Here is a 15237-nt window from a genome sequence, read left to right as displayed (position 1 = left end):
TTCTAAGTTGCCCACTATGCTCAAACGCCTTGCCTGGCTGGCGCTCTGTGTCTGCGCCCCGCTGTCCGCCGCGCCACACATCGACCCTCAACGTTTGCAGCAACTGGCCAACGACCCTTTCTGGATTTCCCTGGGCCACTACGAAACCGCCAAGCTCGGTGGCTGGCGCAGTTACGTCAGTGACAAGAAATTCTTTATCACCCCTGACGGCAATGAACACCCGGACCGCGAACTCGCAGCCACCGTGCAAGCGCTGTACGCGCCGGCCAGTGCAGGAGAAAAACACGCCCAGTGTGTGTATCCGTCCCGCACCCGCTGGCTGAAGTCACAGCTCAACCTGACCGATCTGCCGACGCTCGAATGCGCTGAATTCAAGCAGTGGTTCAAGGACGTCTCGCCCCACAGTGCCGTGATGATCTTCCCTGCGGCCTACCTCAATAGCCCGTCGTCGATGTTCGGCCACACCTTGCTGCGTATCGACCAGGCCGATGTTCAGAGCGACAAGACGTCGCTACTCAGCTACGCGATCAACTTCGGCGCCTACATCGAAGGCTCGGACAACAGCATTCTCTATGCCTGGAAAGGCTTGATGGGGGGCTACCCAGGGCTGTTTGCGCTGGTGCCGTATCAGGAAAAACTCTCGGAGTACCGCAGCCTCGAAAACCGCGATCTGTGGGAATACCGGCTGAACCTGACACAGGCAGAAACCGCGCGCATGGTCGAGCATGTCTGGGAATTGAAACAGATCCAGTTCGACTATTTCTTCTTCGACGAAAACTGCTCCTATCGCCTGCTGGAATTGCTCCAGGTCGCACGTCCAAGCTTGCGCCTGACCGAACAGTTCCCGCTGACCGCCATTCCGACCGACACCGTCAAAGCCGTGAAAGAAGCCGGCCTGGTGGAGTCCATCGAGTATCGTCCGTCCCGCGAACGCGAACTGTTGAGCCGTGCCGAGCCGTTGACCGATGAAGAGCAGCAATGGGTACTGAAGGTCAGCGCCGATCAGAAACAATTGCAAGACCCAGCGTTCAAGGCGCAACCACGCGCCCGTCAGGCGCTGATCATCGACGCTTCTTACCGTTTGGAACGCTACCGCGCCAACGGCCAGGAGCGCGATCCTGAGCGGGCTCAGCGCAGCTTCGAACTGCTTCGGGCGATCAACCAGAACCCCGCGCCAGATCTCGATATTCCACGCCCTGGCTTGCCCGAAGACGGTCATGAATCGCGCACCTGGCAGGCCGGCCTCGGCACCCGGGGCGACGAGGCGTTTGCCGAGTACGGCTTGCGCATGGCCTATCACGACCTCAACGACAATGCTGAAAGCTTCCCGCTCGGCGCGCAGATCGAAATCCTGCAGATGAAGCTGCGCCAGTACGAAGGCAATCGCTGGCAGTTTCAGCAGCTTGATCTGGCGACCATCCGCTCCCTGACGCCGCGCAACGAGTTGCTGCAACCGCTCTCATGGCAAGTCACTGGCGGACTGGAGCGTGTACCGGGCAAGCATGACGATGAAACACTGGTCAGCCACGTCAACGGTGGCGGCGGTGGCACCTGGCAGCTCGGTGAAGATGTGCTGGGTTTTGCCCTGGGCACGGTGCGGGTCGAACACAACAATGACTTCGCCGAATTTGTTTCACCAGCGGCAGGTTTCAACACCGGCGTGCTGTGGAAAAATCCGCTGGGCAACCTCAGCCTGGAGGCCAAGGGGGATTACTTCACCAACGGCGAAGTGCGCCGCAGCTTGAGCTTGAATCAGCAGTGGGAATTGTCGCGCAACCTTGGATTGCGCCTGAGTGCTCAGCGTGAATTCAGCCATGTGGCGACGCCTGAGACCGAGGTCATGCTTGAGGTGAAGTGGTATCACTACTAAAAGATCGCAGCCTGCGGCAGCTCCTACAATGGCCACGCGTACACCCGTAGGAGCTGGCGTAGCCTGCGATCTTTTGATCTTTCTTTCACATCCGGCTCACGAATCCACACCTAGACTTCTCCCATAGGCCGTTAAACGGCCCGGGAGTACGAGATGTGGCGTTGCATGGCTGTGCTGGGGGTTTTGCTGTTGAGTGCGGGTTGCCAGACAACCCACGAAGATCTGATCGCCAAGGGGTATCCACCGGCATTCGCCGATGGGTTCGATGACGGTTGCAGCAGTGGTCGACAAGCGGGCGGCGCCATCACCGGTGAGTTTCGCAAGAACGTCCCGCGCTATCTCAAGGACAAGCAATACGCCGAGGGCTGGAGTGATGGCTTTCGCCAGTGCCAGGCCATGCTTGAGAACAAGGATCGCGATGACTATCGCAGCCACCATTGGGATGACCGCGACAAAGCCTGGCAACAGCAAAAAGACCAGGACGCCGCGCGCGCCTATCGCTCGCAATGAGTCGCTGACAGGTATCCGCCGAAACTAAATGCCTGCGAACATGGCCCAAACCCAATAACGGGAGAAAACCATGAGTCGCGCCTTCGTCAATGAAGATAACGCCGCAGCGCAAGCTGATCAGCCGGTCGAACGACAGGTGAGCGAGCAGCCCAATTACGTGACGCCCACGGGGCTGAACCAATTGCAGGCGAAAGTCGCCGAGCTGCAACAGCAACTGAGCGAGCAATCGGCCAAAGGAGAACAGGCGGACAAACAGCGTCAAGCCGACCTGGAACGGGATTTACGGTATTTCAACCAGCGCCTGCACAGCGCTCAGGTCGTAACGCCCGCGAGCTCGACGCAAAAAGTGCAGATCGGCAGCCGTGTGACCTTCGCTGATGAACAGAGCACCGAACAAACGGTGCAACTGGTGGGCGAGGATCAGGCCGATGCGTCGGCAGGCCTGATCAACTGGGGATCACCGCTGGGCCGTGCGTTGCTCGGGGCGCAACTCGGCGACGAGGTGCTGTGGCAACGCCCCGCCGGTGATCAGATGATCGAGATCGTGCGCATCGAACCGGCTTAAACCACGCCTTGAGCGAGCATGGCGTCAGCCACTTTGACGAAGCCGGCGATGTTCGCGCCTTTGACGTAGTTGATTCGTCCGTTCTCTTCGCCGTAATGCACGCACGCGTGATGAATCGACTGCATGATCGCGTGGAGTTTGCTGTCGACTTCACCGCCGGTCCACAACAGGCGCATGGCGTTCTGCGACATCTCCAACCCGCTCACCGCAACGCCCCCTGCGTTCGATGCCTTGCCCGGCGCGAACAAAATACCCGCCTCGATGAACAGGTCCACGGCTTCCAGGGTGGTCGGCATGTTCGCGCCCTCGGCCACGCAGATGCAGCCATTGCGCAACAGCGTGCGAGCGGCGTCGGCGTCGAGTTCGTTCTGCGTCGCGCAAGGCAATGCGATGTCGCACGCCAGGTCCCACGGGCATTGACCTGCGCGGAACTCCAGGCCAAAGCGCGCGGCCAACTCGCTGATCCGGCCACGCTGGACGTTTTTCAGTTCCAGCACCGCCGACCATTGCTCTTCGGTCAAACCCGCTTCGCAGTACAGCGTGCCTTCTGAATCCGACAGCGAAATCACCTTGCCGCCCAGGTCCATGACTTTGCGCGCTGCGTATTGCGCGACGTTGCCAGAGCCCGAGATCGCCACGCGCTTGCCTTCGACTTTCTCGCCGGTGCGCTTGAGCATTTCCTCGGCGAAGTACACGCAACCGAAACCCGTGGCTTCGGGACGGATCAGACTGCCGCCGTAACTTGGGCCCTTGCCGGTCAGGACGCTGGTGAACTGGTTGCTGAGGCGCTTGTACTGGCCGAACAGGAAACCGATCTCGCGAGCACCCACGCCAATGTCTCCGGCGGGCACGTCAACGTCTGCACCGATGTGCCGATACAGCTCGCTCATGAAAGCCTGGCAGAAGCGCATGACTTCGGCGTCGCTTTTGCCTTTGGGATCGAAGTCCGAGCCACCTTTACCGCCGCCCATGGGCAGCGACGTCAGCGAGTTTTTGAACGTCTGCTCAAACGCGAGGAATTTCAGCACGCCGAGGTTTACCGAAGGATGGAAACGCAAACCGCCCTTGTATGGGCCGATGGCGCTGTTCATCTGGATGCGGAATCCGCGATTGACCTGCACCTTGCCGTGATCGTCGACCCAGGAAACCCGAAACACCACCGCCCGCTCCGGCTCGCAGATGCGCTCCAGAATGCCTGAGTTCAGGTAGTGCGGATTGGCTTCGAGAAAAGGCCACAAGCTGCGCAGGACCTCTTCGACGGCCTGGTGGAATTCAGGCTGGTCAGGGTCACGTTTTTTCAGGCGGGCAAGGAAGGATTCAACGGATTCGATCATGAAAAGTCTCGGCAAATTTGTTGTCGTTGGAGGAGATTGAGCCGGACTTTAACAAACGATTCGCGCACAAGAACAGCGCGAAATGTCGCACTTATGAAATTAAATGGTGCACAGGATATAAATCAGGCTGTTTTTTGGACTGATTTTCGCACCTGAATGGGGATTATCAATTTGGGGATGCACCGTTAGGTGTACCGCCATCGCGAGCAGGCTCACTCCTACAGGGGAACGCATTCCAATTGTAAGAGTGAGCCTGCTCGCGATGGCCACACCTTGGTCTCGCTGACAAAACCCGGACAAAAAAACGGAGCCCGAAGGCTCCGTTTTTCATGCAACCCACCTGATATCAGGCCAGTTTCTTGTGCCGTACACGATGCGGCTGGGCCGCTGCTTCGCCGAGGCGCTTTTTGCGATCGGCTTCGTATTCGGTGTAGTTGCCTTCGAAGAACACGGCTTGCGAGTCGTCTTCGTACGCCAGGATGTGAGTCGCGACGCGGTCAAGGAACCACCGATCGTGAGAGATCACAATGGCGGCGCCCGGGAAGTCGAGCAAGGCTTCTTCCAGGGAACGCAGGGTTTCAACGTCGAGGTCGTTGGAAGGTTCGTCGAGCAGCAGGACGTTGCCGCCCTCTTTCAAGGTCAGGGCCAGGTGCAAGCGACCACGCTCACCACCGGACAGGTCCTTGACGAACTTCTGCTGATCACCGCCCTTGAAGTTGAAGCGACCCACGTAGGTGCGCGACGGGATTTCGTAGTTGCCGATACGGATCTGATCGGAACCGTCGGAGATTTGCTGGAACACAGTCTTGCTGCCATCCAGGTCTTCGCGGCTCTGATCGACGCAGGCCAGTTGCACGGTATCGCCGACTTCGATGGTGCCCGAATCCGGTGTTTCCTTGCCCATCAGCATGCGGAACAGCGTGGACTTACCGGCACCGTTACCGCCGATTACACCAACGATGGCGCCTTTAGGCATGGAGAACGACAGGTTGTCGATCAGTACGCGATCGCCATAGCCCTTGGAAACGTTCTTGAACTCGATGACCTTGTCGCCCAGGCGCGGGCCGGCCGGAATGTAGATCTCGTTGGTTTCGCTGCGCTTCTGGAATTCCTGCGATTGCATTTCTTCGAAGCGTTGCAGACGAGCCTTGGATTTGGACTGGCGGGCCTTGGCGCCTTTGCGCACCCACTCCAGTTCTTCCTTCATGGCTTTTTCGTGGGCCGACTGCTGCTTGGACTCGGCCGCCAGACGATTGGACTTGGCTTCGAGCCAACCCGAATAGTTGCCCTCGTAAGGGATACCGGCGCCACGGTCGAGCTCGAGGATCCAGCCAGCAACGTTGTCCAGGAAGTAACGGTCGTGCGTGATCGCAACCACGGTGCCCGGGAAGTCGTGCAGGAAGTGCTCCAGCCAGGCGACGGAATCGGCGTCCAGGTGGTTGGTTGGTTCGTCGAGCAGCAGCATGTCGGGGGCGGACAGCAGCAGTCGGCACAGGGCCACACGACGCTTTTCACCACCGGACAGGAATTCGACCTTGGCATCCCACGCCGGCAGACGCAGCGCGTCGGCAGCGACTTCCAGTTGGCGATCCAGGTTGTGGCCGTCGCTGGCTTGCAGAATGGCTTCGAGCTTGGCCTGTTCTGCAGCCAGTTTATCGAAGTCGGCATCTTCTTCAGCGTAGGCCGCGTAGACCTCGTCCAGGCGCGCCTGGGCGTTCTTGATCACGCTGACCGCTTCCTCGACCACTTCACGCACAGTCTTGGTCGGGTCCAGGATCGGCTCTTGCGGCAAGTAGCCGATGTTCAGGTCCGGCATCGGACGGGCTTCACCCTCGAACTCGGTATCGACGCCCGCCATGATTTTCAACAGCGTGGACTTACCCGAACCGTTGAGGCCGAGCACGCCGATCTTGGCGCCGGGGAAGAAGGACAGTGAAATGTTTTTCAGGATTTCCCGCTTCGGCGGAACAACTTTGCCCAGCCGATGCATGGTGAAGACGTATTGAGCCATGGAGAACCTTGGGTCAGTGACAGATGAATGATTGGAGCGCAGGCGATGCCCGGCCAGACCGTGCGCGTCGTACGATTGATGGGTATCAATGCGTGCGCGCTGAAAAAGTCTGATTCTAGGAGCTGGAACGCTCCCGCGTAACCGGCAAAGCTACCTGATTGACGGAAGGCAGTCCAGCCGAGCGGGGCTGGCACTTTGCCACAACTCAAGGCATGCTAGCCGCCCTTCGGGCGTCCGGCTTATAGTGCACGTCGCGCCGGTCCAGCCCATCCGCAGGATTTCAGTTTGCCTAACGTCCCTCCTTCATCTGCCCCGAGCGCACCGTCTCTTGCGACCGGCTCGCCCCTGCGCGGCACGTTGAAAGGTGCGCTGGCAACGCTCGTATTACTGTTGCTCGCCCTGCTCTTTTGGCAACTGCTCGATCAACTGAGCGAAACCCAGAAAAACCAGCGTCAGTACACGATCGACTACACCGCCGACCTGGCGTCGCAAGTCAGCCTGAACATGGCACTCAACGCCCAGATTGCACTCAACCTGCTACCGATCGTCGAGCAACCGCAAAGCGCCGACGAACAGCAGGCGCTGCTGCGTAAAGTGCAGCAGTCACTGCCCGATGTCCGCAGCCTGGCACTGTTAAGCCCCTCCGGAAAAATACTCAGCGACAGCGCTGAAAGCAGCGACGACGCCGACTACCTGACCGAACTGGTCCGGCGCAGTCGCGCCCAGGCCCACTATTTCAGCAACGCCGAGGACGGTTCGGTGGTGCATCTGTTGCTGCACCAGGCCAGCGGCAGTACACGGGGTTATTGGGCCCTGCGCCTCACACCGACCTTCTTCTCCTCCCTGACCAAGCAACACGAAGCGGGCATCCGCCCGCTATGGCTGGTGGAAAACCGCCTCACCCATCAGATCATCAGCCGTGATGATGCTTTGCCCATGGCCGAACCCAGAACCCTGACGCCGGACGATCTAACCAACAGCGTGCTCACCGTTCCTCTGAGCAGCAGCGACTGGCAACTACGCGGACTGTTCGACCGTCAACGCGTTATTGAGCATCTATTGCCGGCCTTCATCGGCAAATGCCTGCTGGGACTGGCTTTCTCGCTGCTGCCGTTTATCGTCCTGCTGAACATGCGCCGGCGTCAGCGCCAATTGCACGAGGGCCGTCGACGCTATCAGGATATTTTCGAAGGCACTGGCGTCGCGCTGTGCGTACTGGATGTGTCAGGGCTCATCAGCGTTTTCGACAAAGCGAAGATCCACAGCAGCGAACACCTCAAAACCTGGCTGGATACGCCATCGCAACGTCAGCAACTGCTGCAGGAATTGCGCATCACCGAGGTCAACCAGGTCGCCCTGCAATTGCTCAACGTCAATTCCTGCGAGCAAGCCTGGCACCTGCTGATCGACGGCAATCCTCTGGACGGCACTGCCATCGGCGACCAGGTACTGGACGCCGTGCTGAACCGACACAAGCAGCTCGAACTGGAAATCAAGCTCCAGGACGCCAGTGGACGCGACCAGCATCTGTGGTTGGTCCTGCGCTTGCCGGAGGATCAGGACGACTACAAAGCGGTGATCCTGAGCATTACCGACATCACCAGCCGCAAGCTCATTGAGCTGTCACTGCTGGAGCGTGAAGGGTTCTGGTCCGACGTGGTGCGCACGGTGCCGGATCACCTGTATGTGCAAGATGTCATCAGCCAGCGGATGATTTTCAGCAACCACCATTTGGGCCAGACACTCGGCTACAACCGCACCGAGCTGCACCAGATGGGCGAGTACTTCTGGGAAATCCTGCTGCACCCGGAAGATGCCGACTTCTATCACCGTTCGCGACAGACCCAGCGCCAGGGTGGTTACGGTCAATTGATGCAGTGCCAGCTGCGTTTTCGTCATCGGGACGGCAAATGGCGGCGCTTCGAGATTCGCGAGCAAGCACTCGCGCGGGACAAGGACAATCAGGTCATCCGTATCATCGGCGTGGCCAAGGACATCACTGAACAGATCGAAGCCAGTGAGTCCCTGCGCGACAGCGAACAGCGATACCGGATGCTCGCCGAAAGCATCAGCGACGTGATCTTCTCCACCGACAGCAAGCTGTCCCTCAATTACGTCAGCCCGTCGGTGCACACCGTGCTGGGCTACGACGTCGACTCGATTTTCCAGAACGGCTGGCAATCGACCATTGCCAACCCGCAACAACTGACCGGCATTTATAGCCTGATGGATCGGGTCAGCAAGGCGCTGGACAAGCCGGAGCAGCTGGCGCTATTACGCAACCAGGTGCAGACCCAGTTGTACCTGTTCGACTGTCTGCGGGCCGACGGTCGCAAGATTCCAATCGAACTGCGCCTGGTGCTGGTCTGGGATGAGCACGACGCCTTCGAAGGTGTGCTTGGCGTAGGTCGCGACATCAGCCAGCAGCGACGGGCCGAGAAAGACCTGCGCATGGCGGCGACGGTATTCGAGCACTCGACGTCGGCGATCCTGATTACCGACCCGGCCGGCTATATCGTCCAGGCCAACGAAGCCTTCAGCCGCGTCAGTGGTTACGCGGTGGAGCAAGTCCTCGACCAATTGCCGAACATGCTCACCGTCGACGACCAGCAGGAAGCCCATCTGCGCTACGTGCTCAAACAGCTGAACCAGCACAGTACCTGGGAAGGCGAGGTGTGGCTTAAGCGCCGCAGCGGCGAGCACTACCCCGCCTGGGTAGGGATTACCGCCGTGCTGGATGACGAAGGCGATCTGGCCAGCTACGTGTGTTTCTTCAGCGACATCAGCGAGCGCAAGGCCAGTGAACAGCGGATTCACCGCCTGGCCTACTACGACGCCCTGACGCACCTGCCTAACCGGACGCTGTTCCAGGATCGCCTGCATACGGCGTTGCAATCGGCGGAACGGCAGAAGTCCTGGGTGGTGCTGATGTTTCTCGATCTGGACCGCTTCAAGCCGATCAACGACTCCCTCGGCCACGCCGCCGGCGATCGCATGCTCAAGGAAATGGCGACCCGCCTGCTCGGTTGCGTCGACGATGACGACACCGTGGCGCGCATGGGTGGCGATGAATTCACCCTGCTGCTGCAGCCGCGGGCCAACCGTGAAATGGCGCTGAACCGGGCGATACATGTGGCCGAACAGATCCTTGCCAGCCTGGTGAAACCGTTCGTACTCGAAGGCCGGGAGTTCTTCGTCACGGCCAGTATCGGCATCGCCCTGAGCCCGCAGGACGGGAATGAACTCAGTCAGTTGATGAAAAACGCGGACACCGCGATGTACCACGCCAAGGAACGCGGCAAGAACAACTTCCAGTTCTATCAGGCCGACATGAATGCCAGCGCCCTGGAGCGCCTGGAACTGGAAAGCGACCTGCGTCACGCCCTCGAACAGAACGAATTCGTGCTGTATTACCAACCGCAATTCAGCGGCGACGGCAAACGCCTGACCGGTGCCGAAGCGCTGCTGCGCTGGCGCCACCCACGTCGCGGATTGGTGCCGCCGGGGGATTTCATTCCGGTGCTCGAAGAGCTCGGCCTGGTGGTTGATGTGGGCGACTGGGTGATCAGCGAAGCCTGCCGTCAGCTCAAGACCTGGCATCAGGCCAAGGTTCGGGTGCCCAAGGTGTCGGTAAACATCTCGGCGCGGCAGTTCTCCGATGGTCAACTGGGTACGCGTATCGCCAATATCCTCAAGGACATCGGACTGCCGCCGGCGTGCCTGGAGATCGAGCTGACGGAAAGTATTCTGATGCGCGAAGTCAGCGAGGCGATGCAGATTCTCGACGGGCTGAAAAATCTCGGCTTGAGCATCGCGGTCGATGACTTCGGCACCGGCTATTCCTCGCTCAACTACCTCAAGCAGTTCCCTATCGACGTGTTGAAAATCGACCGTACCTTCGTCGATGGCTTGCCCTCCGGAGAACAGGATGCGCAGATTGCCCGGGCAATCATCGCCATGGCGCACAGCCTCAATCTGGCCGTGATCGCTGAAGGCGTCGAGACCCAGGAGCAGCTGGATTTCCTGCGTGAGCATGGTTGCGATGAGGTTCAGGGGTATCTGTTCGGGCGGCCAATGCCGGCTGAACGGTTTGAAGAACGGTTCAGCATTGATGCGTTGTTCGTGTTTGATTGAAGATCTGTGGCGCAGCCATCGCCAGCAGGCTGGCTCCCACAAGGTTGATGTCAACCACGGATTGTGGGCACTCCCGGCTTTTGTGGGAGCCAGCCTGCTGGCGATGAGGCCGGCACGATCACCGCTGATCCCGTCATGAAGCCCACTTGTCTGCGACATGATGTCCTTTCATATGCCATCTAAAACCCATTGGGTTAGAATGCCCCCCTTTTCTGCCCCGATCCTTGAGGACCGCCATGTTCAGCCGTGATTTGACTATTGCCAAGTACGACGCCGACCTTTTTGCCGCCATGGAGCAAGAAGCTCAGCGCCAGGAAGAACACATCGAGCTGATCGCTTCGGAAAACTACACCAGCCCTGCGGTGATGGAAGCTCAAGGTTCGGTACTGACCAACAAGTACGCCGAAGGCTATCCGGGCAAGCGCTACTACGGTGGTTGCGAGTTCGTCGACGTGGTCGAGCAGCTTGCAATTGATCGCGCCAAAGAGCTGTTCGGCGCCGATTACGCCAACGTTCAGCCGCACGCCGGTTCGCAAGCCAACAGCGCCGTGTACCTGGCTCTGCTGTCGGCTGGCGACACTATCCTGGGCATGAGCCTGGCACACGGCGGTCACCTGACCCACGGCGCCAGCGTTTCGTCTTCGGGCAAGCTGTACAACGCCGTTCAATACGGCATCGACGCCAACGGCCTGATCGACTACGACGAAGTCGAGCGCCTGGCGGTTGAGCACAAGCCGAAAATGATCGTGGCCGGTTTCTCTGCCTACTCGCAGATCCTGGACTTCCCGCGCTTCCGCGAAATCGCTGACAAGGTTGGCGCCTACCTGTTCGTCGACATGGCTCACGTGGCCGGTCTGGTCGCCGCTGGCGTCTACCCGAACCCGGTGCCTTTCGCTGACGTCGTGACCACCACCACGCACAAGACCCTGCGCGGTCCACGTGGCGGCCTGATCCTGGCTCGCGCCAACGCCGACATCGAGAAGAAGCTGAACTCCGCCGTATTCCCGGGCGCCCAGGGTGGTCCGCTGGAACACGTGATCGCAGCCAAGGCGATCTGCTTCAAGGAAGCACTGCAGCCTGAGTTCAAGACCTACCAGCAACAAGTCGTGAAGAACGCCAAGGCCATGGCCGGTGTGTTCATCGAGCGCGGTTTCGACGTGGTGTCCGGCGGTACTGAAAACCACCTGTTCCTGCTGTCGCTGATCAAGCAGGAAATCTCCGGTAAAGACGCCGACGCCGCTCTGGGCAAAGCGTTCATCACCGTGAACAAGAACTCCGTGCCAAACGATCCACGCTCCCCGTTCGTCACCTCCGGACTGCGCTTCGGTACTCCGGCTGTGACCACTCGTGGCTTCAAGGAAGCAGAGTGCAAGGAACTGGCCGGCTGGATCTGCGACATCCTGGCTGACCTGAACAACGAAGCGGTGATCGACGCCGTCCGTGAGAAGGTCAAGGCCATCTGCAAGAAGCTGCCGGTATACGGCGCTTAATCGCACCGTTAAATCGCAGCAATAAAAAACCGGCCAGTGATGGCCGGTTTTTTTTCGCCTGCGATCTCCCCGTGTAGGAGCTGCCGAAGGCTGCGATCTGTTGATCCTGTTTTTAAAAGATCAAAAGATCGCAGCCTTCGGCAGCTCCTACACGTGACTATGGCCACTGGTCAGACCGGTCATGCCAATTATTGGATTTCGACTTGTGCACAGGAAAAAATCCAGCGTAGACTGCGCCTGCACTGGACATACCGGTAAGACCACAATAATTAAGTTCTGAATCTGATGCGCGAAGCGCACGGCAGCCAGGACACCGACCAGGATTCCTCCCATGCTCAGATGGTGCTCGCGTTCAATCTTCCTTCAAGTAGTTCTCGGACTGGTGCTCGGCATCGTCTGCGGGCTGACCCTTCCCGAATACTCCGCCCAGCTCAAACCCCTGGGTGATGGCTTCATCAAACTGATCAAGATGCTTATCGGTCTGATTGTTTTCTGCGTGGTGGTCAGCGGCATCAGTGGCGCGGGCGATCTGAAAAAAGTCGGACGCATCGGCCTGAAGTCGGTGATCTACTTCGAAGTGCTGACCACCATCGCCCTGGTAATCGGTCTGGTGTTCGCCTTCAGCACCGGTATCGGCAGCGGCGCGAACATTCATCTGGACCAGCTCTCTGCTGCCGACATGGGCGACATCGCCCAGCGTGGTCAGCACATGCACACCACCACCCAGTTCCTGATGGACTTGATTCCGACCTCGGTCATCGGCGCCTTTGCTGACAACAACATCCTGCAAGTGTTGCTGTTTTCAGTGCTGTTCGGCAGCGCGCTGAACCTGGTCGGCGAAGCGGCCTCGGGTATTTCCCGGCTCATCAATGAACTGAGCCACGTGATCTTTCGCATCATGGGCATGATCGTGCGCCTGGCGCCGATTGGCGTGTTCGGCGCTATTGCATTTACCACCAGCAAATATGGCCTGGATTCGCTGCAACATCTGGGCAGCCTGGTGGGCCTGTTTTACCTGACGTGCGTCGCGTTCGTGTCGTTGATTCTCGGGCTGGTGATGCGCCTGTCCGGCCTGCGGATGTGGCCACTGCTCAAGTACCTGCGTGAAGAACTGACCATCGTCATGGGCACCGCTTCGTCCGACGCCGTGCTGCCACAAATCATGCGCAAGCTTGAACATCTGGGCATCGGCAGTTCGACGGTCGGCCTGGTGATTCCAACCGGTTACTCGTTCAACCTTGACGGTTTTTCGATCTACCTGACCCTCGCTATCGTCTTCATCGCCAATGCCACCGGAACGCCGCTGGCCATGACCGATCTGCTGACGATTTTGCTGGTGTCGCTGATCACCTCCAAAGGCGCGCACGGCATTCCCGGTTCGGCGCTGGTCATTCTGGCGGCGACGCTGACTGCAATTCCGGCGATCCCCGTGGTTGGCCTGGTGCTGGTACTCGCGGTGGACTGGTTCATGGGCATCGGGCGGGCGCTGACAAACCTGATCGGCAACTGCGTCGCTACGGTGGCCATTGCACGCTGGGAAAAAGACATCGATATCCAGCGCGCAAACAAGGTGCTTTCCGGTCAGGTGGGTTATACCTTCCAGCCGAGAAAACCGGTGGCACCGGCGCATCAGCAGGAATTCTAAATAACGTGTGCCTGCCCCGCGGGCGGGCACCTTTATCGCGACATGGAGCGAACAGTGATTACCTCGTCAACCGTCGTAAATTCAGTAGTGGAAAAACTGCGGGCCGCGCTGGTCCGTGGTCAGTGGCGCAAGGGCGAAATGCTGCCCGGGCAACGTGAGCTGGCCGAGCAACTGGGCATCAGCCGCCCGAGCCTGCGCGAGGCCGTGATCGTTCTGGAAACCCTTGGCCTGGTGCGTTCCATGCCGGGCAAAGGCGTGGTGGTGCTTGACGCCCCTCTCGCCGACAGCCAAAGCCACGACAGCGCGGTGGCCGGTGCAAGCCTGGAAGATGTGCTGCAACTGCGCTACACCCTCGAGCCGTTTATCGTCGGCCTGGTGGCGCAGTCGATCAGCAGCAAGGAAGTCGGCCAACTGCGCCTGACCTTGATGGATATGCGCGAAGCACTGGAGGCCAACGACAGCGAGGCCGGCGTGAACGCTTACATCGCCTTCCACGAAGAACTGTTCACGCTGACGTCCAACCCGATTTTCCAAAGCGTGGTGCAGCAAACCAGCAACGCCCTCAAGCAAAGCGCCGAGGTGCTGCGCAATTCCCCCGAACACCTGGCTGAACGCCTTGAAGAAAACGAAGCAGTGGTACGTGCGATCCGTAGCAAGAATAGCGCTCAGGCGAGTGCCGAAATGCGTCGACATATTCTTCGAGAAGGTCAGCGGATGGGCATTGAACTGAACATCCCGGACGACAATCTCGGCAGTTGACCCCCCTTACAGACACCGGAGACCGGCCATGAACAGCTTCGCATCACTGCAGACTCTGACTGCCCTGCCGTTTTCTTTGCAGAAGGACGATCTTTATACGCGGCTGTTCGATGCCATTCTCGAACAACGCATTCACGCGCAGAGTCGCTTTACAGAAGAAAGCCTGGCGCAGATGTTTGGTGCTCGACGCAGCGACATTCGTGGAGTGCTGACCCGCCTCTCACATCAACAGATCATTGTCCTCAAACCCAACCATCGTCCCCGCGTCGCTTCGCTGGATCGCGAGCAAACCCGACAGACTCTGCATGCACGGCGGTTGACGGAAACCACACTGGTACAACTGGCCTGTGAAAGACGTTGCCGACAAGACTGGAAACCCCTGCACGTTTTGGTCGAAAAACAACGCCGTTGCTCCGAGCAGGGTCCGGCCATTCGACTCTCCGGGGACTTTCACCTGCAATTGGCGGAAATGGCGGGCAATGCTCCTTTAGCGCAGTTTTTGGACAGCCTGGTGCCTTTGACCTCGCTGGCAATTGCACAGACTGAGTTACAAGAAGAGAAATATTGCGATTGGCAGGTTCACGGGGAAATGCTGGATGCCATTGAGCGAGGGGATGCGCTTGATGCCGAAAGGTTGCTGACGGGGCATCTGGATTCACTGGAAAACATGTTACTGAACTCGCCATCGGAATCCAGCAAGAATCGTGTCGCCAGTTAAGCAGTCTTCGCGAGCAGGCTCGCTCCCACACTGGCTTTGTGTCGTCCGACTTAAAGCAGGCAACCTCTATCAAATGTGGGAGATTCTATGTTGCCCAGCAACACAAAATTCTCAAGCCGATAGGTATTCGCTCTGATTTTTCATCAGAGCGAACGCCACCCGACAGAGCTTGCGAGCCAAGGCCACCAAAGCCTGAGTTTT

At 59.0% G+C, this 15237-nt stretch carries 10 protein-coding genes; 8 read left to right on the top strand and 2 right to left on the bottom strand.

Annotated elements, in window-relative coordinates:
* Positions 1-16: 16 nt before the first annotated feature.
* The 3 genes from GBC55_RS12510 to GBC55_RS12500 all read left to right on the top strand — a co-directional run bounded on the left by GBC55_RS12510 (position 17) and on the right by GBC55_RS12500 (position 2945).
* Complete coding sequence (locus tag GBC55_RS12510; RefSeq protein ID WP_162437770.1) at positions 17-1870, top strand: DUF4105 domain-containing protein; 1854 nt, start codon at positions 17-19, stop codon at positions 1868-1870.
* A 153-nt stretch (positions 1871-2023) separates the two neighbouring features.
* A complete protein-coding gene (locus GBC55_RS12505) occupies positions 2024-2380 on the top strand; it encodes a hypothetical protein (RefSeq protein ID WP_162437769.1) in 357 nt (118 codons plus the stop codon).
* Between the two features lie 70 nt (positions 2381-2450).
* Positions 2451-2945 (top strand): GreA/GreB family elongation factor, encoded by a 495-nt coding sequence (locus GBC55_RS12500; protein ID WP_162437768.1) that lies wholly within the window; start codon positions 2451-2453, stop codon positions 2943-2945.
* On the opposite strand, the gene gdhA is transcribed toward GBC55_RS12500, so the two are convergent.
* Both gdhA and ettA read right to left on the bottom strand, forming a co-directional pair.
* Positions 2942-4279 carry an NADP-specific glutamate dehydrogenase gene (gene gdhA / locus GBC55_RS12495; protein WP_162437767.1) on the bottom strand — a complete coding sequence of 446 codons (1338 nt, stop codon included), beginning with the start codon at positions 4277-4279 and terminating at the stop codon, positions 2942-2944. The two genes, GBC55_RS12500 and gdhA, sit on opposite strands and share 4 nt — an antisense overlap.
* Positions 4280-4625: 346 nt before the next feature.
* A complete protein-coding gene (gene ettA, locus GBC55_RS12490; protein WP_162437766.1) occupies positions 4626-6290 on the bottom strand; it encodes an energy-dependent translational throttle protein EttA in 1665 nt (554 codons plus the stop codon).
* Between the two features lie 285 nt (positions 6291-6575).
* Here ettA and GBC55_RS12485 point away from each other — a divergent pair, with 285 nt between their 5' ends.
* The 5 genes from GBC55_RS12485 to GBC55_RS12465 all read left to right on the top strand — a co-directional run bounded on the left by GBC55_RS12485 (position 6576) and on the right by GBC55_RS12465 (position 15036).
* Positions 6576-10424 carry a bifunctional diguanylate cyclase/phosphodiesterase gene (locus GBC55_RS12485; protein WP_162437765.1) on the top strand — a complete coding sequence of 1283 codons (3849 nt, stop codon included), beginning with the start codon at positions 6576-6578 and terminating at the stop codon, positions 10422-10424.
* 236 nt (positions 10425-10660) lie between these two features.
* Positions 10661-11914: a serine hydroxymethyltransferase gene (gene glyA / locus GBC55_RS12480; RefSeq protein WP_162437764.1), complete on the top strand. Its 1254-nt coding sequence runs from the start codon at positions 10661-10663 to the stop codon at positions 11912-11914.
* Positions 11915-12245: 331 nt separating this feature from the next.
* Complete coding sequence (locus tag GBC55_RS12475) at positions 12246-13559, top strand: C4-dicarboxylate transporter DctA (RefSeq protein WP_162437763.1); 1314 nt, start codon at positions 12246-12248, stop codon at positions 13557-13559.
* 54 nt (positions 13560-13613) lie between these two features.
* Complete coding sequence (locus GBC55_RS12470; RefSeq protein ID WP_162437762.1) at positions 13614-14318, top strand: FadR/GntR family transcriptional regulator; 705 nt, start codon at positions 13614-13616, stop codon at positions 14316-14318.
* Between the two features lie 28 nt (positions 14319-14346).
* A complete protein-coding gene (locus tag GBC55_RS12465; protein WP_162437761.1) occupies positions 14347-15036 on the top strand; it encodes a GntR family transcriptional regulator in 690 nt (229 codons plus the stop codon).
* The last annotated feature ends 201 nt before the right edge of the window (positions 15037-15237 follow it).

The sequence above is a fragment of the Pseudomonas sp. TNT3 genome, from assembly GCF_010095445.2.
In the GTDB taxonomy this organism is placed as follows: domain Bacteria; phylum Pseudomonadota; class Gammaproteobacteria; order Pseudomonadales; family Pseudomonadaceae; genus Aquipseudomonas.
Note: the sequence above shows the minus strand (reverse complement) of the source record. Positions and strands in the feature narration are given on the sequence as shown.

Excerpts from the sequence above, each read along its gene's own strand:
- GBC55_RS12510 (WP_162437770.1), top strand. The coding sequence starts at position 17 with ATGCTCAAACGCCTTGCCTGGCTGGCGCTCTGTGTCTGCGCCCCGCTG.
- GBC55_RS12505 (WP_162437769.1), top strand. The coding sequence starts at position 2,024 with ATGTGGCGTTGCATGGCTGTGCTGGGGGTTTTGCTGTTGAGTGCGGGT.
- GBC55_RS12500 (WP_162437768.1), top strand. The coding sequence starts at position 2,451 with ATGAGTCGCGCCTTCGTCAATGAAGATAACGCCGCAGCGCAAGCTGAT.
- gdhA (WP_162437767.1), bottom strand. The coding sequence starts at position 4,279 with ATGATCGAATCCGTTGAATCCTTCCTTGCCCGCCTGAAAAAACGTGAC.
- ettA (WP_162437766.1), bottom strand. The coding sequence starts at position 6,290 with ATGGCTCAATACGTCTTCACCATGCATCGGCTGGGCAAAGTTGTTCCG.
- glyA (WP_162437764.1), top strand. The coding sequence starts at position 10,661 with ATGTTCAGCCGTGATTTGACTATTGCCAAGTACGACGCCGACCTTTTT.
- GBC55_RS12475 (WP_162437763.1), top strand. The coding sequence starts at position 12,246 with ATGCTCAGATGGTGCTCGCGTTCAATCTTCCTTCAAGTAGTTCTCGGA.
- GBC55_RS12465 (WP_162437761.1), top strand. The coding sequence starts at position 14,347 with ATGAACAGCTTCGCATCACTGCAGACTCTGACTGCCCTGCCGTTTTCT.